This window comes from Streptomyces sp. NPDC006332 (assembly GCF_040612855.1).
Taxonomy (GTDB): Bacteria; Actinomycetota; Actinomycetes; order Streptomycetales; family Streptomycetaceae; genus Streptomyces.
The window spans coordinates 94,655-116,134 of sequence record NZ_JBEXRA010000018.1 but is presented as its reverse complement, the minus strand read 5'-3'; the positions used below and the strand labels follow the sequence as shown (position 1 = coordinate 116,134).

At 70.7% G+C, this 21,480-nt stretch carries 17 protein-coding genes and 1 pseudogene; 9 read left to right on the top strand and 9 right to left on the bottom strand.

Annotated elements, in window-relative coordinates:
* The first annotated feature begins 11 nt into the window (after positions 1 to 11).
* Complete coding sequence (locus tag ABZ027_RS18590) at positions 12 to 2,012, top strand: heavy metal translocating P-type ATPase (RefSeq protein WP_356769511.1); 2,001 nt, start codon at positions 12 to 14, stop codon at positions 2,010 to 2,012.
* 231 nt (positions 2,013 to 2,243) lie between these two features.
* On the opposite strand, the gene ABZ027_RS18585 is transcribed toward ABZ027_RS18590, so the two are convergent.
* Positions 2,244 to 3,380 (bottom strand): LLM class flavin-dependent oxidoreductase, encoded by a 1,137-nt coding sequence (locus ABZ027_RS18585; protein ID WP_356769509.1) that lies wholly within the window; start codon positions 3,378 to 3,380, stop codon positions 2,244 to 2,246.
* Between the two features lie 762 nt (positions 3,381 to 4,142).
* Here ABZ027_RS18585 and ABZ027_RS18580 point away from each other — a divergent pair.
* On the top strand, positions 4,143 to 5,378 hold the full coding sequence (locus tag ABZ027_RS18580; RefSeq protein WP_356769507.1) for an acyl-CoA dehydrogenase family protein: 1,236 nt from the start codon (positions 4,143 to 4,145) through the stop codon (positions 5,376 to 5,378).
* Positions 5,379 to 5,469: 91 nt separating this feature from the next.
* Here the strand turns inward: ABZ027_RS18580 and ABZ027_RS18575 are convergent, their stop codons facing one another.
* Together ABZ027_RS18575 and ABZ027_RS18570 are read right to left on the bottom strand one after the other, a co-directional pair.
* A complete protein-coding gene (locus ABZ027_RS18575; RefSeq protein WP_356769505.1) occupies positions 5,470 to 6,006 on the bottom strand; it encodes a hypothetical protein in 537 nt (178 codons plus the stop codon).
* Positions 6,007 to 6,042: 36 nt separating this feature from the next.
* Positions 6,043 to 7,032 carry a right-handed parallel beta-helix repeat-containing protein gene (locus ABZ027_RS18570; RefSeq protein ID WP_356769503.1) on the bottom strand — a complete coding sequence of 330 codons (990 nt, stop codon included), beginning with the start codon at positions 7,030 to 7,032 and terminating at the stop codon, positions 6,043 to 6,045.
* Positions 7,033 to 7,973: 941 nt separating this feature from the next.
* On the opposite strand from ABZ027_RS18570, the gene ABZ027_RS18565 reads away from it, so the two are divergent.
* The 4 genes from ABZ027_RS18565 to ABZ027_RS18550 all read left to right on the top strand — a co-directional run bounded on the left by ABZ027_RS18565 (position 7,974) and on the right by ABZ027_RS18550 (position 12,988).
* Complete coding sequence (locus ABZ027_RS18565) at positions 7,974 to 8,720, top strand: IPT/TIG domain-containing protein (RefSeq protein WP_356769501.1); 747 nt, start codon at positions 7,974 to 7,976, stop codon at positions 8,718 to 8,720.
* 196 nt (positions 8,721 to 8,916) lie between these two features.
* Positions 8,917 to 9,942, top strand: a complete 1,026-nt coding sequence (locus ABZ027_RS18560) for an IPT/TIG domain-containing protein (protein ID WP_356769499.1) — start codon at positions 8,917 to 8,919, stop codon at positions 9,940 to 9,942.
* A gap of 175 nt (positions 9,943 to 10,117) precedes the next feature.
* Positions 10,118 to 12,040 carry a cellulase family glycosylhydrolase gene (locus tag ABZ027_RS18555; RefSeq protein ID WP_356769497.1) on the top strand — a complete coding sequence of 641 codons (1,923 nt, stop codon included), beginning with the start codon at positions 10,118 to 10,120 and terminating at the stop codon, positions 12,038 to 12,040.
* 165 nt (positions 12,041 to 12,205) lie between these two features.
* Complete coding sequence (locus ABZ027_RS18550; RefSeq protein ID WP_356769495.1) at positions 12,206 to 12,988, top strand: polysaccharide deacetylase family protein; 783 nt, start codon at positions 12,206 to 12,208, stop codon at positions 12,986 to 12,988.
* 119 nt (positions 12,989 to 13,107) lie between these two features.
* On the opposite strand, the gene ABZ027_RS18545 is transcribed toward ABZ027_RS18550, so the two are convergent.
* The 3 genes from ABZ027_RS18545 to ABZ027_RS18535 form a co-directional block, all read right to left on the bottom strand.
* Entirely contained in the window at positions 13,108 to 13,542 is a 435-nt protein-coding gene (locus ABZ027_RS18545) for a DUF2267 domain-containing protein (RefSeq protein WP_356769493.1), read from the bottom strand.
* Between the two features lie 115 nt (positions 13,543 to 13,657).
* On the bottom strand, positions 13,658 to 14,053 hold the full coding sequence (locus ABZ027_RS18540) for a DUF2267 domain-containing protein (protein ID WP_356769492.1): 396 nt from the start codon (positions 14,051 to 14,053) through the stop codon (positions 13,658 to 13,660).
* 93 nt (positions 14,054 to 14,146) lie between these two features.
* Positions 14,147 to 14,581: an Hsp20/alpha crystallin family protein gene (locus ABZ027_RS18535; protein ID WP_356769490.1), complete on the bottom strand. Its 435-nt coding sequence runs from the start codon at positions 14,579 to 14,581 to the stop codon at positions 14,147 to 14,149.
* A 129-nt stretch (positions 14,582 to 14,710) separates the two neighbouring features.
* Here ABZ027_RS18535 and ABZ027_RS18530 point away from each other — a divergent pair, with 129 nt between their 5' ends.
* Positions 14,711 to 15,391: a type III effector protein gene (locus tag ABZ027_RS18530; RefSeq protein ID WP_356769488.1), complete on the top strand. Its 681-nt coding sequence runs from the start codon at positions 14,711 to 14,713 to the stop codon at positions 15,389 to 15,391.
* Positions 15,392 to 15,472: 81 nt separating this feature from the next.
* Here ABZ027_RS18530 and ABZ027_RS18525 read toward each other — a convergent pair.
* The 3 genes and pseudogenes from ABZ027_RS18525 to ABZ027_RS18515 all read right to left on the bottom strand — a co-directional run bounded on the left by ABZ027_RS18525 (position 15,473) and on the right by ABZ027_RS18515 (position 18,106).
* A pseudogene (locus ABZ027_RS18525) lies at positions 15,473 to 16,244 on the bottom strand (aminoglycoside phosphotransferase family protein).
* 47 nt (positions 16,245 to 16,291) lie between these two features.
* Positions 16,292 to 16,966 (bottom strand): hypothetical protein, encoded by a 675-nt coding sequence (locus ABZ027_RS18520; RefSeq protein WP_356769486.1) that lies wholly within the window; start codon positions 16,964 to 16,966, stop codon positions 16,292 to 16,294.
* Between the two features lie 108 nt (positions 16,967 to 17,074).
* Positions 17,075 to 18,106: a LacI family DNA-binding transcriptional regulator gene (locus ABZ027_RS18515; protein WP_356769484.1), complete on the bottom strand. Its 1,032-nt coding sequence runs from the start codon at positions 18,104 to 18,106 to the stop codon at positions 17,075 to 17,077.
* Positions 18,107 to 18,259: 153 nt separating this feature from the next.
* On the opposite strand from ABZ027_RS18515, the gene ABZ027_RS18510 reads away from it, so the two are divergent.
* Both ABZ027_RS18510 and ABZ027_RS18505 read left to right on the top strand, forming a co-directional pair.
* A complete protein-coding gene (locus tag ABZ027_RS18510) occupies positions 18,260 to 19,771 on the top strand; it encodes an argininosuccinate lyase (protein ID WP_356769482.1) in 1,512 nt (503 codons plus the stop codon).
* 299 nt (positions 19,772 to 20,070) lie between these two features.
* Positions 20,071 to 21,378 (top strand): MFS transporter, encoded by a 1,308-nt coding sequence (locus ABZ027_RS18505; RefSeq protein ID WP_356769480.1) that lies wholly within the window; start codon positions 20,071 to 20,073, stop codon positions 21,376 to 21,378.
* Positions 21,379 to 21,480: the final 102 nt, after the last annotated feature.

Below are 21,480 nucleotides of genomic sequence, written 5' to 3'. Positions count from 1 at the left end.
GTTGTTCTGTCATGCCTCCTGCCTTGCTCCAGAGCTCCGAAAGGGCTGCGCCGACCGCTGCGGTGACGGCGCCCCGGCGCCGTACGCGGGTGTTCGCGCTGGTCGAGGCCCGCTGGGCCGCAACGGCCCTGGTGCTGTTCCTGATCGCGTTGCCACTCCAACTGACCGGCGCCCCGGGCTGGCTGTGGGGGCCGCTGTACGCGCTCACCTACATCACCGGGGGCTGGGAGCCGGGCTGGGAGGGCCTGAAGGCCCTCAAGGACAGGACATTGGACGTGGACCTGCTGATGGTCGTGGCCGCGGTCGGCGCGGCGGCGATCGGACAGGTGATGGACGGCGCGCTGCTGATCGTCATCTTCGCGACCTCCGGGGCCTTGGAGGCACTGGCCACCGCCCGCACCCAGGATGCGGTGCGCGGCCTGCTCGACCTCGCACCCCCCACCGCCACCCGCCTGGTCGGGGATGGCCGGGAGGAGACGGTGAGTACCGCCGAACTGACCGTCGGAGACACCATCCTGGTCCGCCCCGGTGAGCGGGTCGGCGCCGACGGCCGGGTCCTTGCCGGTGCCGGCGAGGTCGACCAGGCCACCATCACCGGTGAGCCCCTCCCGGTGGCCAAGGCGGCCGGGGACGCGGTGTTCGCCGGCACGCTGAACGGCACCGGCGCCCTGCGGGTGAGGGTCGAACGCGATGCGTCGGACTCGGTGATCGCCCGTATCGTCGCGATGGTCGAGGAAGCCTCCGAGACCAAAGCGCCGACCCAGCTGTTCGTGGAGAAGGTGGAACAGCGATACAGCCTCGGCATGGTCGCCGCCACGCTCGCCGTCTTCGCGACCCCGATCGTCTTCGGTGCGGAGTTGACCGACTCGCTGCTGCGGGCGATGACCTTCATGATCGTCGCCTCGCCGTGCGCGGTGGTGCTGGCGACCATGCCGCCGCTCCTGTCCGCGATCGCCAACGCCGGGCGCCACGGCGTGCTGGTCAAGTCCGCCGTCGTCATGGAACGCCTCGGGCAGGTCGACGCGGTCGCCCTGGACAAGACCGGCACCCTGACCGAAGGCACCCCCCGCGTCACCGAGATCCGCACGCTGACCGATACCGGCCTGACCGGGGATGCGCTGCTGGCGCTTGCGGCTGCGGCCGAGCAGCCGAGCGAGCACCCCCTGGCCCGTGCTGTCGTCGACGCGGCCCGCGAACGCCTGCTGGACCTGCCCCTCGCCGAGGATTTCTCCTCCGCCCCCGGCATCGGGGTCACGGCCACCGTCGGCGGCCGCAAGATCGCGGTCGGCTCTCCGGATCGGTTGCTGCGGGCCGCCGCCGACCCGGTCTCCGCTCAAGCAGCCACGGTGGCGGGCGAGTTGGAGGACAGCGGTCACACCGCGGTCCTCGTTCAGCGCGACGGCTCCCCCGTCGGCGTGCTGGGCATCGCCGACCGCCTGCGTCCCGACGCCGCGGCGACCGTCGCCGCCCTCACGACGATGACCGGCAGCCCGCCGGTGCTGGTGACAGGCGACAACCCGCGCGCCGCCGCGCGTCTGGCCGCTGAGGTCGGCATCGTCGCCGACGACGTCCACGCGGGCCTGCTGCCCCAGGACAAGGTCGAGGCGGTACGCCGCCTGGAGGCTCGCGGACGCAAGGTGCTGGTCGTCGGGGACGGCGTCAACGACGCGCCGGCGCTGGCGGCCGCCCACAGCGGGATCGCGATGGGCCGGGCGGGCTCCGACCTCGCCCTGGAGACCGCCGATGCGGTCATCGTCCGCGACGAGCTCGCCACCGTCCCCGCAGTGGTGGCCCTGTCCCGGGCGGCCCACAGGCTGGTGGTGCAGAACCTGGTCATCGCCGGGGTGTTCATCTCCGGTCTGGTCATCTGGGATCTGGTCGGCGATCTCCCGCTGCCGCTCGGCGTTCTCGGCCACGAGGGTTCCACGGTCATCGTCGGCCTCAACGGCCTGCGTCTGCTGCGTGACGCCGCCTGGAACCGCGCCGCCACGCCGGACCGGATCAGCGCCTGAGCCGCAGCGGCACGAGGGCCGCCCCCGTGGAGGGCGCGGCCCTGCCCATCGTCACCGGTGTTGCAGTGCTGCTGGCGCGGCACCTCGGCCACCGTCCTACGCCTGGACAACCGCGCCCGGCTCACCGACCCGCGCGCCTCACTGGCAGGGGTGCCCGGGGCGCCACGGTCCAACGTGTGCCGTCGACTCGACCGCGTCGGCGATGGTGTCGCGCCTACCGTCCGACGGACGTCATCCATGCACCGCCGCGAGGTTGTGCGTGCCGCGCACCGCCCGCTCGGCGTCGCGCTTGGCGACCTCCTCGCGGACGATCGGGATCACGTGCCTGCCGAAGTCGATCGCGTCGCCCAGCAGGTCGTAGCCGCGGGCGGAGAGGATGTCGACGCCGAGGTCGTAGTAGTCAAGGAGCGCCTGGGCGACCGTCTCAGGGGTTCCGACCAGGGCGTTGGAGTTGCCCGCGCCCCCGGTCGCGGCGGCTGTCGGGGTCCACAGGGCGCGGTCGTACCGCTCCCCCGCCTCGGCGATGGCGATGAGCCGCTGGGAACCGTCGTTCTGCGGCTGAGCATGCCCGTTGTGGCGCTTGGTGATGGCCTCGCCCCTCTCCTTGCGGGCCTTGATGGCGCCGACCGTGCGATGCGCCTTCTCCCAGGCCAGTTCCTCGGTCGGGGCGATGATCGGGCGGAACGCCACCTGGATGCGGGGAAGGTCAGTGCGGCCCGCGGCCTTCGCGGCGGCCTTCACGGCCTCGATCTGCTCGGCGGTCCTCTCCAGAGGCTCGCCCCACAGGGCGTAGATGTCGGCCTCGGCGCCTCCCGCGGCGTACGCGGCGGGCGACGACCCACCGAAGGACACGTTCGGGCGCGGCTGCTGGGCCGGGAAGACGTCGCTGACGAAGTCGTGGAAGCGGTAGTGCTCGCCCTCGTGGTCGAAGGGCTCGTGGGTGGTCCAGATCTTCTTGACGATCCGGATGTACTCGCGGGTGCGGGCGTAACGCTCGTCCTTGGTGAGGGTGTCGCCCTCGCGGCCCTGCTCGCGGTCGTTTCCGCCGGTGATGAAGTGCACGGTCAGCCGGCCGTCGCTGATCTGGTCGAGGGTGGCGAAGGTCTTCGCGGCGAAGGTCGGATACGAGACGTTGGGCCGGTGGGCGAGCAGGATCTGGAGGCGATCCAGTCTGCTCGCGATGTACGCGGCGGCCGGTGCGGGATCCGGCGACCCGGAACCGTAGGCGAACAGCACCCTGTCCCAGCCTTGGTCCTCATGCGCCCGGGCGAGCCGGAGGGTGTACTCCTTGTCGAAGGAGGCGCCGGCACGCGGGGTCGTTTCGGAGCCGTCGTTGGTGGCGGCGATGCCGAGGAACTCCACTGGCATGAGTGATGACCTTCCTCAAGTTCTCTGGGGCCGTGCGGTGGGCAGCACGGGGCACGGCGGGGCGGCCCTCGTTGCGGCCGGTGTGTCGGCGCTTCAAGGTGCCGACGATCAAGTGGTGAGCTGGTGTGACGACGCCGGGGCTCGGGCGGGGGGAGACGGCAGCGCGTGTGTGTCGCGTAGGACCTGGTCCGTTCGCGGATTCAGCACCGGTTGAGCGCATGCTCGCGACGGCGGCGGAAAGAAAGGCACCCTGCCCGACGGAGGTCGCCGACGGACGGAAGGGCCGGTCAGACGGCGCGCTGCGGCATCAGGCGCAACACGCGGCGGACCACACCCGACCGAAGTCGATGTGGTCACGGGTGACCAGGTGCTGCTCCGCGTTCATGCGATCAATTCAGCAGCACATCTCGCTTCACGTCAACTACGGGCCGGATGACACCCTCTCCCTCTTCCCTACATTTCCTATCGATTTACTAGGGAAGCATTGACGTGCACCCCAACGGGTGCGCAGGATGGAGCACATGGCTCGCACGCAGCAACGACTCGTTCGTCGTCGGCATGTCGACTTTGGTCACGTCGTCAGCGCCGCCTGCCGTCGCGTGTAGGGCACACCACCCATACGGCGCGTGTGCCACTCCGTGCCTTCTCTCTCACCCCAGGTGATCAGGCGAACCACCCGGCGCGTGGGCTACAAGTACGTGCCCGACCCGCAAACGGGCCTCAACCCCGCGGCCTGCCATCGAGCTTGAGGAGAACTCCGCCATGGGCGTTGCCACCGCGCCGTCCGAACCCGCCTCGGAATTCGACCGGACGGGGCCCGGCCGTGCGCACTGGCTGCGCGTGGCCCGCGAGACGGCGGAAGACCTCGCCACGGACGCGGTGGCCAGGGAGCAGGCGGGCAAGGTCCCGTTCGGCGAGGTGTCCGGCCTGCGGGAGGCGGGACTGCTCACGCTCCTCATACCGGCCGAGCTGGGGGGCGGCGGCGATGACTGGCTCACGGCGTACGCCGTCGTCCGGGAGATAGCCGCCGCCGACGGCGCGATCGGTCAACTCCTCGGCCATCACTACTTCCTGTCGTGGAGCGCCCGGCACTACGCCGAGCCCGCTCTCGCCGCTCACGTCGAGCGGCGGTCCGCGACCGAACAGTGGTGTTGGGGTGGGGCTTTGGCCCCTCAGGACATGCCTTTGCCTCTGACGCTGGCCAGGAAAGCCGGTGGCCATGTGCTCGACGGTCGGCAGAGCTACGCCACGGGGGTCCTGGTCGCCGACCGTCTCGCCGTGCGGGCCGAGCGGGCGGACACCGGTGAACCGCTGGCCGTGGTCGTCGATCCCGCCCGTCACGGCGTGCGGGTCGAGGGTGACGCCGACACCTTCGGCCAGCGGCTCGCCGCGGGCGGCAGCGTGGAGTTCGACGCCGTACCGGTCGCCGCCGAGGACGTACTCTGCTCCCTGTCCGCGGACGAGGAGGTCCTGTCACCCCGGGCCGCTCTCGCGTCACCGGTCGGGCGTCTCCTCTCCGTCCAGCTCCTTCTCGGCATGACTGAGGGGGTGCTCGCCGAAGCCCGTGAGTACAGCAGGGCGGGCCACTCACCCCGGCATCCATCCTGGCCGGACAGCTCTCACCAGGACCCGCAGGTACTGACCGCCTACGGAGAACTCACCGTCCTCGCCCGCTCCGCCTCCGCACTCACCGAGCAGGCGTTGCAAGCCGTGCAGCGCGGGCTGGCATGCGGCGAAGCGCTCACCTACGACGAGTACGCGGACATCTCGGTCCTCGTGTCCGTGGCCGAAGCCGCCGCCTCCAGGGCAGCGCAGGAATCCACCACTCGCGCCCTCGACATCGTCGGTGCCCGCTCCGCCTCCTCGCGGCTGGGCTTCGACCGCTTCTGGCGCAACGTGCGGACCCACACCTTGCAGGAGCCCGTCGCCCACCGCCTCCGCGACGTCGGGGACTATTTCCTCAACGGTGCGCACCCGCCATTCGGTCTGCCTGTCTGAACGAAAACCTCGCAACGCCGGATCGGCGACACGGCGCGCGGGCCAGGGCAGGCGTATGGACCGGCTCGGCGAAGAGCACCCCGCCGCCTGCCTACTTGATCAGGGCATTCGCGACAATGATCACGAGGCCGATCACCATGTCCAGGCCCCCTGCCAGGCACGAGGACGGCCGTGAGTGTCCGGCGCTGCGGGCGGCCCAGGTGCCCCAGCCGAACAGGGCTACGGTGTTGAACACCAGAGCCACGTCCACAGCCGTGGACTCCGCCCACCACCCGGCCACCGCGGCGAGCAGCATCGCCACGGTGGGCAGCACGGCGGCGACCAGGGGCCACTCGGCGAACACCAACTGCCGTCTGCTCGTCGTTGCCGCCCTGTCGGCGGACGCACGCTGGGCGATGACGTGCGCGTACCCATGAGCGGCGCCCGAGGCCAGCGCGGTGAGCAGGACCCACAAGGCGTCCGGGCCGGGATCGGCCTTCTCGCCCGTCGCGTCCAGCGCGGCCGCCAGAGCGCTGGCCAGCACCAGTCCGTAGATGCCACTGAACAGTGCCTGCTCCGGCGGCCGGTGCTGCGCGATCCACCGTGGTGGGACATCCTCAGGGCGGACAGGGTCGGCACGGTCGGGCATCGCATCGCCTCGGTGCGGGGAGGGGACTTAGTCCGGTCACTGCGGGCAGCCGGGGACGGTGCCGGGAGGGGCACACTGGTCGGGCGTGTTGCCGATGACCGGGCTGCCGACCAGGCGGAACGTGCCCATTCCCTGGAACACGCCCCCGCCTGACTCTCCGGCGGTGTTGTCCCGCACGGATGTGCCCACCAGCAGGACGGTGCTGCCGTAGTTCGCGATGCCTCCGCCGTACGTGGTGGCCGTGTTCCACGCGATGCTGCCGCCGGTGACCGTAAGGGGCCCGGTTGCCGTGTAGATGCCGCCGCCCTCGAAGTATTCGGTCGTGTTGTCGCGGATCGTGCTGCCACTGAGCACCGTGGAGCCGAAGTTGGCCAGCCCCCCGCCGGTGTAGGTCGCGTTGTTGTACTTGACTGATCCGCTGGTGACGGTCAGTCGGCCCGTGGTGTCGACGTGGATTCCACCGCCGTCGGAGGCCTGGTTGCCGGACACGGTGGTGGCGGTCAACTGCGCGGTGGCGCCGGACGTCACCGCGATACCGCCGCCGAGATGCGAAGCGGTGTTGCCGGTGACGGCGGAGGCGACCAGGGTGAGTCGTCCGCGGGCCAGGATGCCGCCGCCGTCGGTGCCGGGATCCGCGGTGGCGCTGCCCCCGGACACGGTGATCCCCTGGAGTCTCAGGGAACCCTGGGTGGCGACTTCGGCGATGCGGAACGGTGTGGCCGAGTCGCGTGTGATGGTCGCGGCACTGCCGTAGATGATCAGCTGTCCCGTGACGGTGGGAAGTCCGTTGGCCCCCTCGGGCCCGGATGTCTCGGCGGGAGCGGTGAGCGTGTAGGTGCAGCCGGGCGCGAGCGTGATCACTCCGGCGCCGACGGTGTTGGCCTGGTTGACCTGTCTGATCAGCTCGGTGACGTCTCCGCACGGCACCGTGGCCGCTCGACCCGCCGAGCGACTCTCGGCGGCGGCGGGTGCGGCCAGGCCCGGCACCGATGTGCTCAGCAGCACGGCCAAGGCAAGGCCGCGCATGGTCTTCACGGTCAGCACTGGTTGTCCTCACTTCGTCGGACGGGCGCTCCCGGCCCCGTGGGTCGTCGTCAGCAGTCCACTGTGATCGCGCGCGTGGACCGTGCGCACCCAGTGGGATCCGGACGGGTGAGGGCACGGCTCGGGCCGGCTCGGCGGGCAGCGCCTCCGCGGCAGCCCGCACGTCTGTGCGTGCCAATCGGTCGCCTTTCCCCCCGTACGTGCCGCTCGCCGACAAGCGGTCACGAAAGATGCGTTGGGCCGTTCGTGTGAGCGCGTCAGGAGGGGCTTGCTGCTGGCATAGCCGCGATGAATAACTGGAGCAGATCCGACCGGTGGGCTGCCCGTCCTCGCCGGGGGATGCGGCAGTCGGTCGATCCACCCGCGGCGCTCTCCGGAAGAGTCCGGGTGACCAGGCCGGCATACCGCGATGGGCACCCCCGGTGGGGAACCCGGATCCCGTTCAGCCGGTGCCGTCCGCGGCACCGGCTGACACGGCCCCCGGATCGCACCGTGAAGCCGAGCCCTTCGGGATCCATCACCCTTCGGCATCCATCATCGAATAGGACAAGCAGGCGATTCATCCCTCTTTCGAGTGAGGCGAGTTGACCGCCCTTGTCACTCGATCGGACCTATGAGTCACTGAGAGTGCGAACCGGCGGGCTGCCCATCCCGTGCCGGGGCATGGTTGAGAAGGGCAGCTCTTGCTGGTTATCTCTTTGCCCGGGGATGCCCGAACGCTGCTGTACCTCCCACCCTGGGTGCGGAAGCAGCCGCCTCTTCCCTCGCCCCGTGCCCGGTGACACCGACTGCTCCTCGATCGCCCGGGATGAGAGCAGCAGGCCTGCCTGTCGGCAGGGTTGGTCCGCAGACGCGGCAACCGGTGACCGGGGACCCCTTTGCCGGTTCCTCGCAAGTCTCCACCATCCAGCGAGGAGTGCCCCATGCCCATTTCTCCGAATCAGGGTTCCACCGGCGGCGGAACGCTGGTGACCATCACGGGGACGAACCTGTCCAACACCAGTGCCGTGAAGTTCGGCAGCAAGTCGGCGACCAACATCACCCAGGTCTCACCGACGCAGGTCACCGCCGTCTCCCCCTCCGGGACCGGCACGGTGGGCGTCACCGTGACCACGCCCGGAGGAACCAGCAACCCGGTGTCGTTCTTCTATGTCGGCGCCCCGTTCAAGAGTGCCCTCGGAGCCACCTCCGGGCCGCTGGCCGGCGGCAACACCATCACCATCAACGGCACCGGCCTGTCGACGGCCACCAGCGTCTCCTTCGGCGCTGCGACCGCGACCCCGACCGTGGTCAGCGACAGCCAGCTCTCCGTCGTGGTTCCGGCGGGCGCCGCGGCCGGGCCGGCGGGGGTCAGTGTGACCACCGCCGGAGGCACCAACAACGGCCTGACGTACACGTACATCGACGCCCCGACCATCACCACCATCAGCCCGACCTCGGGCCCGACCTCAGGCGGCGCGGCGGTCACCATCACCGGGACCAACCTCAGCAGCACCGAGTCGGTCACCTTCGACGGCGTCGCCGCGCCGTTCTCGGTGATCAGCGCCACCACGCTGTCGGCGGTCACCCCGCCGGGCACCGCGGGCGCGGTCGACGTGGTGGTGACCAACCCCGCGGGGTCGGCCACCGAAGTCGACGGTTTCACCTACATCGCAGGACCAGGCATCTGATCCATCCGGCAGCCTCCGCGCGACGGAGGCGTTGAACCGCGCCCGGGCGGCGTACCCCTCACGCCGCCCGGGCGACGGGCCGTTCCCCGCCCCCAAGGCCCCTGCTGAGGATCTCCGCGGCGTCGCGGAGCTCCCTCAGCAGGCCCCAAGTGCCCCGATTCGCATCACGAGCGCGTCCTACCGAAGGAGGACAGCCATGGCTGCCCCTGTGGTCGCTTCGGTCAGTCCCAGCCAGGGACCGGCCCCCGGCGGCACCACCGTCACCGTGACCGGTACCGGCTTCACCGGAGCGACAACCGTCCGGTTCGGCGCCAAACCCGCCACCTCGTTCACCGTCGACAGCAGCACCCAGATCACGGCGGTCAGTCCGTCGGGCGCCGGTTCGGTGAACCTCACCGTCACCACCAGTCAGGGCACCAGCATCCAGCAGGTGCCCTTCACCTATGTCACTTCACCGTCCCTCACCCATCTGACACCCACCCAGGGACCGGTCTCCGGCGGCACCACCGTCACCCTCACGGGCACGGGCTTCACCGGCGCGACAACGGTGACCCTCGGCGGCGTCCCCGCGACGTCCTTCACCGTCAACTCGGCCACCCAGATCACCGCCGTCACCCCACCCCACACGGGCGGCGCCGCGGCCGTCACCGTGACCACGCCGGGCGGCACCAGCAACCCCGACAGTCCCAGCGCGTACTTCTTCTACGCCGCTTCTCCCTCGCTCGCCACCGTCACCCCCGCGTCCGGAAGCACAGCGGGCGGCGCCACAGTCGCACTGACCGGCAACGACCTGCTCGGCGCGACGGCGGTGAGCTTCGGTGGGGTGGCCGCGACGTCCTTCACGGTCAACTCGGCCAGCCAGATCACCGCGGTCACCCCACCCCACGCGACCGGCGCCGTGGCCGTCACCGTGACCACCCCCGGCGGCACCAGCAACCCAGCCGGTTACGTCTACCTGACGCTGCCCACCCTGCTCTCCCTCGTCCCCGACCAGGGACCGGCCCACGCGGGCACCGTGGTCACCGTGACCGGCACCGACCTCACCACCACGACCGAAGTCCGTTTCGGTTCCACCCCGGCGGCGTTCACGGTCGTCTCCCCGACCCAGGTCACCGTCGTGGCTCCAGTGGGCGCCGACGGGCCGGTCGGCGTCACCATCACAACCGGCGCCGGTACCAGTAGTCCCCTCACCTACACCCGAATTCCCTCTCCCGGCATCTGATCAGCGGCTCCCGGGGGCCGGGCGGCGGGTTCCCGACTCCGCCCGGCCCCGGCCGTTGCGACGGCAGGAGGCAGCACGGTGGCGAGAACTGACGTCGACCTGGCCGGTGTTCCTTCGTACGCTGGCAGCCACTGCTCGCCCGCCCTCCCCCACCACGCGCCCTCAGAGGACCCGGATGCCGACCGTCAGACTTGTCCAGTACCTGACAGCAGTGGCCATGGTTCTCGCGCCGCTGACCACGACGCCGACCGCACTCGCCACCACCCCGAAGCCCGCCGCCGCCGCGGCCCACGCCCAGACCGTTCGCCCGGCGGCGGACAGCTGGCAGCCGCCGTTGTCCACCCGTGGCCGGTACATCGTCGATGCCCAGGGGCTACGGTTCCGTCTGAAGTCGGCCAACTGGGACGGCGCACAGGGCTCCTGGACAGGAAGCGGCAACACCGCCGATCCCGCCAACCACCACGCGGGCCAGAACTCCTACGGCATACCCCTCGGCCTGGACCGCGTCGCGCTGCCCGAGCTGCTCGCCGACATCCACGAGCTCGGCATCAACAGCATCCGGTTGCCGTTCTCCAACGAGATGATCCGTGCGACGGCTCCCGTGCCGGACGCCGCCGTCGCCGCCAACCCTCGGCTGCGCGACAAGACGCCCCTGCAGATCTACGACGCGGTGGTGGCCGCGCTCACCCAGGACGGCATCGCGGTCATCCTCAACAACCATACGAACAGCTCCCGTTGGTGTTGCGGCGTGGACGGCAACGAACGGTGGAACAGCGGTCAGACCACCCAACAGTGGACCGACGACTGGGTCTTCATGGCCCGCCGGTACGCCACCAACTCCCGTGTCATAGCGGCTGATCTGTACAACGAAGTACGCCGTGACGTACTGGACGACCCCAACTGGGGCGGCGGAGACAGCCACGACTGGTACGCCGCGGCCCAACTCGCCGCGGACCGCATCCTCACCGAGGCCGGCCCCGAACTGCTCATCGTCATCGAGGGCATCAACTGGACCGGCCTGCCCGTCGACGGGCTGCCGCACGACCGCCCCACCCTCACTCCCGTACGCACGCTCTCGCACACCCTCCTGAACGCCCACAAGCTGGTCTACTCGGCCCACTTCTACGGCTACACCGGCCCCCGGCACAGTGGCGCCACCGGAATCGGCGAGACGCACGATCCCCGCTACCAGGACCTGACCCGCGACCAGCTGTCCCAAGTCCTCACCGACCAGGCCTTCTTCGTCACCACGGAAGGAAAGCACTACACCGCGCCCGTGTGGATCAGCGAATTCGGCATCGGAGCCAAGGAGACCGGGGCCGCCGCCCGTGCCTGGTTCGGCAATCTCACCGACTACTTCGCCGACCGTGACGCCGACTTCGCCTACTGGCCCCTCGTCGGATGGGAGGGCCACGACGACTGGGCCCTGCTGCGCTACGACGCCGCCGGGCACCGGTACGGCCTCCTCGACCCCGGCGACTGGCGCCGCACCGCCTGGGATCACCTCATGACGTCCGCGACCCGTACCGGGTACATCGCGCCGGCGCCCGTCTGGCGCATGCTCACCACCGACCACGGCGACCACGTGCGGTCCCTGCGGGTGCGGGCCGGAGGCGACTGGGATCCCGGGGCGTACAAGGCCGCCTGCCCGGACGGCCTGCGGCTGATCGGCCTCAGCCACACCGGCGGCCGCGGCCTGTGCACCGACACGACCGCGGGCGACCTGCGCGCCGCGGACGACGCCCAGACGGTCGTCACCGACGAACGGCATGTCCCTCCAGGCGGTGACTGGGCCGGCGGCTACACCAAACTCCAGTGCCCCGCCCGGCAGTTCCTCATCGGCTACAGCCGTCGCGGTGACCGGGTGTCGGCGGCCCTGTGCGCGACCGCCCGCACCTCACCGGGCCTCAGCGGACGGACCGTCTGGTTCGACCGTTCCGACAACCGGCCCGCAGATGGCACCGGCGGCGACTTCGCCGAGGGCCGCTACAAGGGCCAATGCGCCGCCGACGAGTACGCCGCCGGTATCGCATTCACCACCCGGCTGGGCAGCACGCCTGGCCCCGCGGCCCTGTTGTGCGCCCCACTGCGCCCCTGACCCGCGCCCACCGCAGGGCGGACCGGATCAGGAGGCGCGCCGCCACCACGCGTCTCAGAACCTCCGCCCAATTGTCCTTGATCCGTAACAGAGGGATCCCGGGGCGCCCTTTTTCCGTCCTCACTGGTGCAGGGGGATCCACCAGGACGAAGGAGCAGGGCGGACATGGGGCGGCATGGCGGGCGGGGATGGTACGGCCGGGTATTCGCGGCGGCGGTCGGGGTGACGGCGATGGCCGCCGCCACCTCCGTGTGGACCGCGCAGGCCGGTCCCGTTGAGGGACGGCAGGCAGGCTCGGGCGTCTCCGCGCGGCCCTCCGCACCGGCCGGCAGCGGCGGGGCTCCGGTGTCCGCGGACATCGTCCACGCCTCGGACCACGGCGCCCGGGGCGTCAACATCACCATCGACGACGGGCCGGACCCGGCCTGGACCCCGCAGGTGCTGCGAGTGCTGCGGGACAACGGCGTGAAGGCGACCTTCTGCATGGTGGGCACGCAGGCGCAGGCCCACCCGGACCTGGTGAAGGCGGTGGTGGCGGGCGGGCACCGACTGTGCGACCACTCGGTCTCGCACGACACCACCATGGACGCCAAGCCCGACTCCGCCCAGTCGCGGGAGATCCTGGACGCCGAACGCATGATCACCAAAGCCTCCGGGGGCGTCCGGCCGCTGTACTACCGGGCGCCGGGCGGTGCCTTCACCCCCTACAGCCGGCACCTCGCCGCGTCCCGGGGGATGCGGCCGCTGGGCTGGAACGTCGACTCCAAGGACTTCGAGCGCCCTGGCGCCGACGCCATCATCTCCACCGTCAAGAACGAGATGTCCAACGGCCCGACCGTCCTCTTCCACGACGCCGGCGGGGAGCGCTCGCAGACCGTGGCCGCCCTGCGCGAGGTCCTGCCGTGGCTGAAGCAGCAGGGGTACTCCTTCGGCTTCCCGGTGCGCTGAGCACCGCTCCTCCCCCATCAGGCTGCGGAACCGCTCGTTGACTGCCGCCGGGGGAGGAGATCGGCCCCGTACGAGGCAAGGGCTCGGCCACTTCCAGGGGCGCCACGGCCTCCCTCGCGTCAGGCCGCCTGGGTGAGCTCGGCTCGGCCGAACAGCAGGGCGTAGCCGGAGGGGAGTTGGGCGAGGATGCGGGTGACGAGATCCTCGCCGGCGAGCTGGGCCACGACGCGCAGGACGGTTCCGGTGTCCCAGCGGGTGGTGGCCGCCGTGCCGCCGGTGCGGGACGCCAGGTCCTTGACGAAACCCCAGCCGGTGAGGGGGGCGGTGCTCGGGATCTCGGAGGTGAAGGTGACGGCGGCCTCGTGCGGCAGTCTGGCCGCGAGCTCCACCCGCTCATCGCCCGTGAGTTGGCGCCCGAACGCGGCCAGCACGGCGCGCAGCGTCTCCTCGGCCCGTGCTCGGGTGGGGTAGGCGCCTTCGTACCGCACCCTTTGAAGCATCTGCTCGAACGTCATGCCCGTGGTGGACCGGCACGGCTCCTGCAGGGAAATCATGGGTGACGCGGTTGCCTTTCTCGTCTTGTGTGGTCATGACGTCGGTGACCGCGGGGGCTTGCCCGTCGGCCGCCGACGTCACTCGGTCAGGGGGAGGGTGGTCGCTGACCGCGGGCTATACGCGCTGGGGAAAGCCGAACAGCAGGTCGTAGCCCGCCGGGAGTTGGAGCAGCACCCGGTGGGTGAGCTCTTCGCCCGCGGCGTCCGCGGCCACGCTGAGCACAGCGCCCACGTCCCAGGCCGCGGTCCGTTCGGTCGCTCCTTCGATCCACGCCGCGGTGGCCCGCACGAACCGCTCCGGGGAGAGTGGCTCGTGTGCCTGGAGCGGATTGAGCAGGAGGAGGGCCAGTTCCTCCGGGAGCCGGGTCGCGAGTTCCGCTCGCACCTCGCCCACCAGGTGCGCGCCCAGCAGCGCCAGCACCGTGCGGGCCGCCCGCTCGGCCTCCTCGACGGTCTTGTACTCGCCGCGTTCCTTGACCTGGTCCAGGAACGCCTCCCATCGCATGCCCATCGCTGCTCCCTTGTGTGTAGTGCGGCGAGTGGAGAGCGGAGGACGACCGGGGGGAAGGCCGTCCTCCCGCATCCGGCGCGGCTGGGAGGGGGCTCAGCCGCTGATCTCCTTGTGCGCGGAGCCGCCACCGATGGCGATCTTGCGGGGCTTGGCGCGCTCGGCGATCGGGATCCGCAGGGTCAGCACACCCGCGTCGTAGTCCGCCTTGATGTGCTCGGTGTCCAGGGTGTCGGCCAGCACGACCTGGCGGGAGAAGACGCCCAGAGGACGCTCGGAGAGCTCCATCTGCACGTCGTCCGCCTTGGCGACGGGCCGCCGCTCGGCCTTGACCGTCAGCATGTTCCGCTCGACGTCGATGTCGATCGCGTCCTTGGAGACGCCGGGCAGGTCGAGGGCGATCACGTACTCCTCGCCCTCGCGGTAGGCGTCCATCGGCATCGCCGACGGCCGCGACCAGGTGCCGGTGGTGTTCAGGAGCTGCTGGGTGAGTCGATCGAGCTCACGGAACGGGTCGGTGCGCATCAACATGTGAAACACCTCCAGTGTTCAGGCCAGGCACTTGCTGCCAATGCGGTTCACCTGCCTTCGTTGTAACATGTCGTCCAAGCGATGACAAGTTGAATGTCATCGGAAGGGCGACAGACTTTTGGAGGCCCCGTGACCACGGACGATCGACCCAGTTCCCACGCCCGCGTTCCCACCCCCACGTCCTTCCTCGCGGCCGCGACAGCGCTGAGCACGATCGACGAGGCCCTGCGCACGGCCCGCACGCCGCACGACGGGGATCACCCCGAGCCCGGCCGGACCAGCACGGAGCAGGCACTCGCGACGCTCCTGCTGCTGCGTGAAGTACGCGATCAACTCGCCGAGTGGGAACCGGGCCTGATCGAAGCGGCCCGTGAAGCGGGCGCCAACTGGGCCGACCTCGCCCACCCCCTCGGCGTCTCGAGCCGTCAGGCCGCCGAACGCCGCTACCTGCGCGTGCGCCCAGGCAACCCGGGATCCACGGGCGAGCAACGGGTACGGGCCACCCGGGACCGCCGGGCCGCCGACCGCACCGTGACGGCCTGGGCCCGCGCCAACGCCGCGGACCTGCGCCAGCTCGTCGGCCAGATCACCGCGCTCACCGACCTCCCCGCCGCCGCCCGCACTCCACTCGCCGAACTAACGGCTGCCCTCGCCGACAACGACGCCGCCGCCCTCCTCGGCCCCCTGACGGCTACGCACACGTATCTCGCTGCCGACCACCCCGACCTCGCGGCGCGCGTCGACGGCGTCGCCCGCCACACCGACCGGCTCCGCCGGCACAGCGGGGACCAGCGCCGGAACGGAGCGTGATCACGGCGCCTGGACAGGTCGGCACGGTTATGGCGCGGGTGCTCAGCCGATCAGCGCCTGGGACGGTGATGGCTCGGTTGCTCAGCCGATCAGCGCCTCGGTGATCTGCCGGGTGGTCTGCGCGGCGACCCGGGGATTTATGGCGGCGTAGGAGGTGTAGGCGTTCAGGGCGGTGGTCAGGGCCCAGCCGCGGCCCCGGGTCCACGTGGCGTCGTCCACGCCGAGCGCCTCCCGGAAGGCAGCCCGGCTGTCGGCCGACATCAGGGCGAACGCGATGGTCAGGTCGCAGGCCGGGTCGCCGATGCCGAGCCCGCCGAAGTCGAGGACCGCACTGAGGCGGCCGTCGACGGTCAGCAGGTTGCCGGTGTGGAAGTCGCCGTGGAACCAGACCGGGGAGCGGTCCCATCCGGGGGCGCCGAGCGCCGCGTCCCACAGCTCGGTCATGGCCGCGGTGTCGAATGGGCCGTCGACGCTCGACGGCGGTCCCGTACGAGGAAGCCAATGCCTCGACGGTCGCGACCTCCCCGTCCAACCAGCGGGACACCGCCCACGGCCATGGATAGCCGAAGTCAGGCTCCCCCACCCCCACCGGTTCCGGGATGGCCAGCGGCAGGTGTGGGGCGAGCCGGGGCAGCCACTCGGACTCCTTCCTGGCCTGACCGATCGCGCCGGCATGGCGGGGCAGTCGGACGGAGAGTTCCTCGCCCAGCCGGTAGATCACATGGTCCGAACCGGCCGGGTCGAGCAGTTCGAGAGGCAACGCGGCCCACTGCGGGAACTGCGCTTCGAGCAGGCGCATGACCAGGTGCACATCGATCGCCGGACGGGTGTCCGCGGTGTCCTCGCTTGCCAAGAGCAGCTCCCTGTCGGCCCGCTCCACGTGTCGGGCGGTCTGAGCCATCACAGTGCGTCGCGGGCCGGCCTGTCGACCGGATTTCTCCACCGACCGTCATGCTTGGCCAGCCATGGCCCCAGCTCCCGCCGCGCGACCTGCAGCACCTCGTCCGGGGGTAGTTCATCGGCTCCTTCGACCACCACGAGTCCCCAGTCCTTCCGGCGGACCGAGTCAAGGGTGACCGCCCGCTCGCGCCGCAGGTACGTCACGGCTGACGCGACATCAGTCACCGGCGGGCTGACCTGGTATCCGGCGAGTTTTCCGACGTACCAGTCCAGCCACCCCTCCCCTTCTCTCCTCGCTGCTCGGGACAGAGCCGCCTCGGCGCTCCCGTCGAGAAAGACCATGACAGGGCAGAGCGGGGCCAGCGCTTCCGTGAGGTCGTTCATGAAGGCGTCGATCGCTTCTTCGCCATGCCCCATGGCAAGCAGCGTCGGTATGAACGGCACCAGTGCATCGGCGATCACCACGTCGTCCTCGCTCGCCACAACCGCGTCGACGAACCGCGCCGTCGCCGCGATCAGCGTCCCGAGGCCGACCGTACCCGTCGTCCGGAACTCCTCAGCCACCGCGGCGAACTGCGGCCGGTCCAAGATCTCTTCCTCACGGAAGTGGTCCACCCGCAGCCCCGTGTCCGCAAGCCATCGGGACAACCCCGCGGACACCGTCGACTTGCCCACCCCTGGAGCCGCTCCCCACACCGCGATCACAACCGTCATGGCTGCCGAGCCTAGGGTCGCCGGGCAGCACAGCCAACGGTGTTCGCAGGGTCAGAACCCCAGAGCCTTCTAGGCGAAGTGCCCTGAGGGGCCCGCGGGTTTCGCTTCGCCGGTGCCGCGATGGATCAGGGTGCTGGGGACGGTGACGGTACGTGGTGGCCGGTCGGGGTCGGCGATGCGGTCGATGGCCAGGCGCGCTGCCTGGCGGCCGACCTCCTGCGGGTCGCGGACGACGGCGGAGACGCCGAGGCCCTTGGAGAGCTCGCTCTCGTCGAGACCGATGAAGGCGAAGGTGTGGTGTCCGGCGAGGCGTTCGATGAGGATGCCGGTGCTGATGCCGAGGTTCAGACCGAGGACGGCGGTCGGCGGTGAGGGCGCGCGCAACAGCCGTGTGAGCGCGTCGCGGGCCTGTTCCGGAGTGGTCAGGCCGCCGACGGTCAGGTCCGGGGCATCGGGGAGCCGATGCTGTGCGAGGGCGGCGCGATGGCCGATGAGGCGCTGTGCGGAGCGGAAGTTGTCCAGGCGGCCGACGAGCGCGGCGATACGGCGGTGTCCGAGCCCGATGAGGTGCTCGGTGGCCTGCTGGACGGCCTGGTCGTCGTCGGTCATCACGACGTCGGCGGCAAGGCCGGCCGCGGGACGACCCACCAGGACGACGGGGGTGCCGTAGGTGTGCTCGGGGGCCAGGAAGTCGCGGTGGTCGCCGTCCGGCATCATCAGCAGCGCGCTGACGCGGCGATCGATCATGGCCCGGGCCAGTTCCGGTTCCCGCTCGGGGGTGTCGTCGGTGGAGCCGATGATCAGCTGCAGGTCCGCCCGGCGCAGTTCCCGTTCGGCGCCGGAGGCGACGCCGGCCTGGAAGAGGTTGGTGAAGCCGGCGGTGACCAGTCCCACGGCTGCCTCACGGCGTCCGTAGCGCAGGTCGCGTGCGATGGGGTTGGGCGAGTAGCCCAGGCGCCGGACCTGTTCCATGACCCGCCGACGGGTGTCGGGCTCCACCCGGGGGGAGTTCTGCAGCGTCCGGGTCACGGTGGCGGTGCTCACGCCGGCCGCCGTCGCGACGTCACGCAGAGTGACCCGTTGTTCCGCCCTGCTCGGCATCGTGCCCCCTCGGATGTGAATTCTGAGCAGATTCACCGCGATGTAACCGTTGACATGCTCCGAGGGCGACCTTAACACTGAGGGCCGTGTTGACGTTTACATAGCCATGTTGACGTTTACATGGCTGAAAGTAATTGATCGTTCAGGAGATTCATGAAGCCCCTACTCACCGACGGGCGCCTGGGTGCGAGCCCGGCCAAGGCGCTGGTCGACCATGTCAACGCCGTCGAACTGGAAGACGAGGTGGCCGCCGCGGAGCACTTCGTCCGTATCGACCTGGCGCACGCCCTGATGCTGACCCAGCAGCAGGTGTTCGGTCCTGAGCAGGGCCGCAAGCTGGTCGGGGCGCTGTTGCGCCTGCTGGAGGGGGACGCGGCGCGGGCACTGGCCGGCGACGCGGCGATCGGCACGATCGCCCTGCAGCTGGAGCAGTACCTGGAGGAGCAGTGCGGTCCGCAGGGCCTGGACATCCAACGGGCGCGCAGCCGCATCGACCAGAAGGCCACCGGGGTGCGCATGGCCGACCGCGCTGCCCTGCTGCAGGTCATGAGCGAACTGCTGCACCTGGGAGAGGTCCTGCTGGAGGCGGCCGCCGAGCACGACGCGGTGATCGCCCCCGGTTACACGCATCTCCAGCACGCCCAGCCCACGACGCTGGGCCACTACTTCAACGCACAGTACTGGTCGGTGTCGCGGAACCTGGCGCGCATGGCGCAGCTGTTCGCACGGCTGAACGAGTGCCCGCTGGGCGGAGCCGCGCACAGCGGCACCGACTGGCCCATCGACCGGCACACCACGGCCGCCTACCTCGGTTTCGCCCGCCCGGTGCGCAACGCCAGGGACGCGGGGCTGTCCGCGTTGGACGCCGGCGCCGAACTCGCCTCGGTCCTCGGCCTGACCCTGTCCGGGGTCAGCAGGTGCGCGTCCGACCTGTTCTACTGGTCGTCCTCGGAGGTCGCTCTCGTACGACTGCACGCGTCGCTGTGCGGAACGTCGAGCATGATGCCGCAGAAGCGCAACCCGATCGTGCTGGAACGCATCCGGGGCCTGGCCGGGGACGCGGCGGGGTGGGGCGCGAGCCAGCTGGGGGTCCTGCACTTCTCGACGTCCACCGACGCCGACCAGGGTTACGTCCACAACCGCCTGCCCGGGTACTGCCGCGAGACGGCGGGCGCCGTCCGGTTGCTGGCGCACGCGGTGTCCACCTTGGAGATCGACGTCCAACGGCTGCGCGCGTCCGCCGGACGGCACTGGTCGACAGCCAGCGCCCTGGCCGACGACCTGGTGCGCTCCCGAGGGATGAGCTTCCGCGCCGCGCACGAGACGGTCGCCCGGTTCATCTCCGCTCACGAAGCGGTCGGCGCGACCGACGCGACGATCCGTCCCGATCTCGCCGACGGCCCCTTGCGTGACTACAGCCCGGAACGTCTGCGCGAAATCCTCGACGTACAGAGCTTCGTCGACAGCCGCCGCAGCGACGGCGGAACGAGCCCGGCCCGGCGGGCGGAACTGGCCGCCGAGGCCGCCGGTGATCTCACGTCCCACAAGGACACGATCACGTCGCTGGCCGACTCGGTGGAACAGGCCGGGGCCCGCCTCGTGCGCGACGCCGTGAGCCTCCTCGGCCGACAACCGACCCGCCAACCCGCCGCCGCCGGAGCCTAGTTGAGCTGACGCCGGTCCCCCTCCCCCGTCCACCTTCCCCGTCCGCTCCCCTTCCCTCCTCGTACCTCTCCTTCTCCTCTCCTCCCCGGCGGAACTGTCCCGCCCCCATCGGCGCTCTCGCCGATCCCCTGTCACGGCGCCCGGTCGGCCATGAGCGTCTTCCGCTCGGCCTGCTCGGCCCGTTCGGCCGAGGGCGCGCACCGTTCGACCCGTGCGCACCTCGGTCCCGTGAGCCCTTCGGTCGGTTCGCCTCTTGCGTCCCCAGGGCCGTTCCATCACGCTCGACAAAGGAGTCCCCCGTGCCCGCATCCGCACCTCATGCCGCGCCCGCAGCGCCCGACAGTGGCGAAACCGCCCCCGAACGCTCGGCCCGGCTCACCGGCCAGCGTGTGGGCGGTGGCTTCACCACCCTGTACATCCTCGCCATCATCGGCGTCTGGATCGCCCTGCTCACCCCGGCCTCGGTCACGCTGTCCCTGCGCATCGCGGACCTCGACCCCGACAACAAGGCCTCCTCCCTGGCTCTGGTGGCGGGCGTCGGCGCGATATTCGCCATGATCGCCAACCCGGTCTTCGGGCACTTCAGCGACCGCTGTACCTCACGCTGGGGCCGACGGCGGCCGTTCATCGTCACCGGCGCCGTCGTGGGCGGCGCGTCCCTGGTCGTCATCGGCCTGGCGCCCAGCCTTCCGGTCGTGCTCGTCGGCTGGTGCATGACCCAGGTCGCGCTGAACGCCGCGATGGCCGCGCTCATCGCCGTCCTGCCCGACCGCGTACCCGAGGAGCGCCGCGGTACCGTCTCCGGCCTGATGGGCATGACCAACCAGGTCGCCACGGTCGGCGGCACCTTCCTGGTCACCGCCACCGGCACCCAGGGGCTGAGCATGTTCGTCGTGCCCTCCCTCCTCGGGCTGGTCCTGGTCGGCGTCTTCGTCTTCTACCTGCGGGAGATCCCTCGCGCCAAGGACGAGGTGGCGCCCATCTCGTGGCGGGAGATCCCGCGCAGCATGTGGATCAATCCGCTGCGCCACCGTGACTTCGCGTGGGCGTTCGTCAGCCGGTTCCTCGTGTGGACCGGCAAGGCACTGCTGCTCACCTACAAGACGTACTTCCTGATGGACCACCTCGGCTACACGGCGGACGAGGCCGCGTCCATCCTGAGCTGGGCCATGCTCGTCCTGGCCATCGGCGTCGTCGTCGGCAGCAACGTCAGCGGATGGCTGTCCGACAGGCTTCAGCGCCGCAAGATCTTCATCGCGGTGGCGTCCCTGGTGTTCGGCGCCGGCATGGTTCTGATCGCCCTCTCCTCCAGCGTGACGGGTTTCGTCGTCGGTATCGCCGTCGCGAGTGTCGGACAGGGCATCTACGTGGGCGTCGACTACGCGCTGGTGGTCTCCGTCCTGCCCAACAGCGAGACCGACGCCGCGAAGGGCATGGGACTGTTCAACATCGCCAACGCCCTCCCGCAGAGCGTCGCCCCCGCCATCGCGCCCCTGTTCCTCGCCATCGGTGGCGGCGGTTCCAACTACGCGGCCCTCTACCTCAGCGCCGCGGGATTCGCGCTTCTGGGCGCCATCGCCGTGGCGTTCGTCAAGTCCACCCGGTGATCAAAGGCCCGGGCGGTGAGAGCGTCGGCGGCGGGCCCACTCGTAGGGGGACGCCGACCGGGCTCGGGTCGCGGGCGCGACACGTTCCTGATCCGCGCGGGT

Bases quoted from the DNA above. Each gene is read 5' to 3' on its own strand.
- ABZ027_RS18590 (WP_356769511.1), top strand. From the start codon at position 12: ATGCCTCCTGCCTTGCTCCAGAGCTCCGAAAGGGCTGCGCCGACCGCT.
- ABZ027_RS18585 (WP_356769509.1), bottom strand. From the start codon at position 3,380: ATGCCAGTGGAGTTCCTCGGCATCGCCGCCACCAACGACGGCTCCGAA.
- ABZ027_RS18580 (WP_356769507.1), top strand. From the start codon at position 4,143: ATGGGCGTTGCCACCGCGCCGTCCGAACCCGCCTCGGAATTCGACCGG.
- ABZ027_RS18575 (WP_356769505.1), bottom strand. From the start codon at position 6,006: ATGCCCGACCGTGCCGACCCTGTCCGCCCTGAGGATGTCCCACCACGG.
- ABZ027_RS18570 (WP_356769503.1), bottom strand. From the start codon at position 7,032: ATGCGCGGCCTTGCCTTGGCCGTGCTGCTGAGCACATCGGTGCCGGGC.
- ABZ027_RS18565 (WP_356769501.1), top strand. From the start codon at position 7,974: ATGCCCATTTCTCCGAATCAGGGTTCCACCGGCGGCGGAACGCTGGTG.
- ABZ027_RS18560 (WP_356769499.1), top strand. From the start codon at position 8,917: ATGGCTGCCCCTGTGGTCGCTTCGGTCAGTCCCAGCCAGGGACCGGCC.
- ABZ027_RS18555 (WP_356769497.1), top strand. From the start codon at position 10,118: ATGCCGACCGTCAGACTTGTCCAGTACCTGACAGCAGTGGCCATGGTT.
- ABZ027_RS18550 (WP_356769495.1), top strand. From the start codon at position 12,206: ATGGGGCGGCATGGCGGGCGGGGATGGTACGGCCGGGTATTCGCGGCG.
- ABZ027_RS18545 (WP_356769493.1), bottom strand. From the start codon at position 13,542: ATGATTTCCCTGCAGGAGCCGTGCCGGTCCACCACGGGCATGACGTTC.
- ABZ027_RS18540 (WP_356769492.1), bottom strand. From the start codon at position 14,053: ATGGGCATGCGATGGGAGGCGTTCCTGGACCAGGTCAAGGAACGCGGC.
- ABZ027_RS18535 (WP_356769490.1), bottom strand. From the start codon at position 14,581: ATGTTGATGCGCACCGACCCGTTCCGTGAGCTCGATCGACTCACCCAG.
- ABZ027_RS18515 (WP_356769484.1), bottom strand. From the start codon at position 18,106: ATGCCGAGCAGGGCGGAACAACGGGTCACTCTGCGTGACGTCGCGACG.
- ABZ027_RS18510 (WP_356769482.1), top strand. From the start codon at position 18,260: ATGAAGCCCCTACTCACCGACGGGCGCCTGGGTGCGAGCCCGGCCAAG.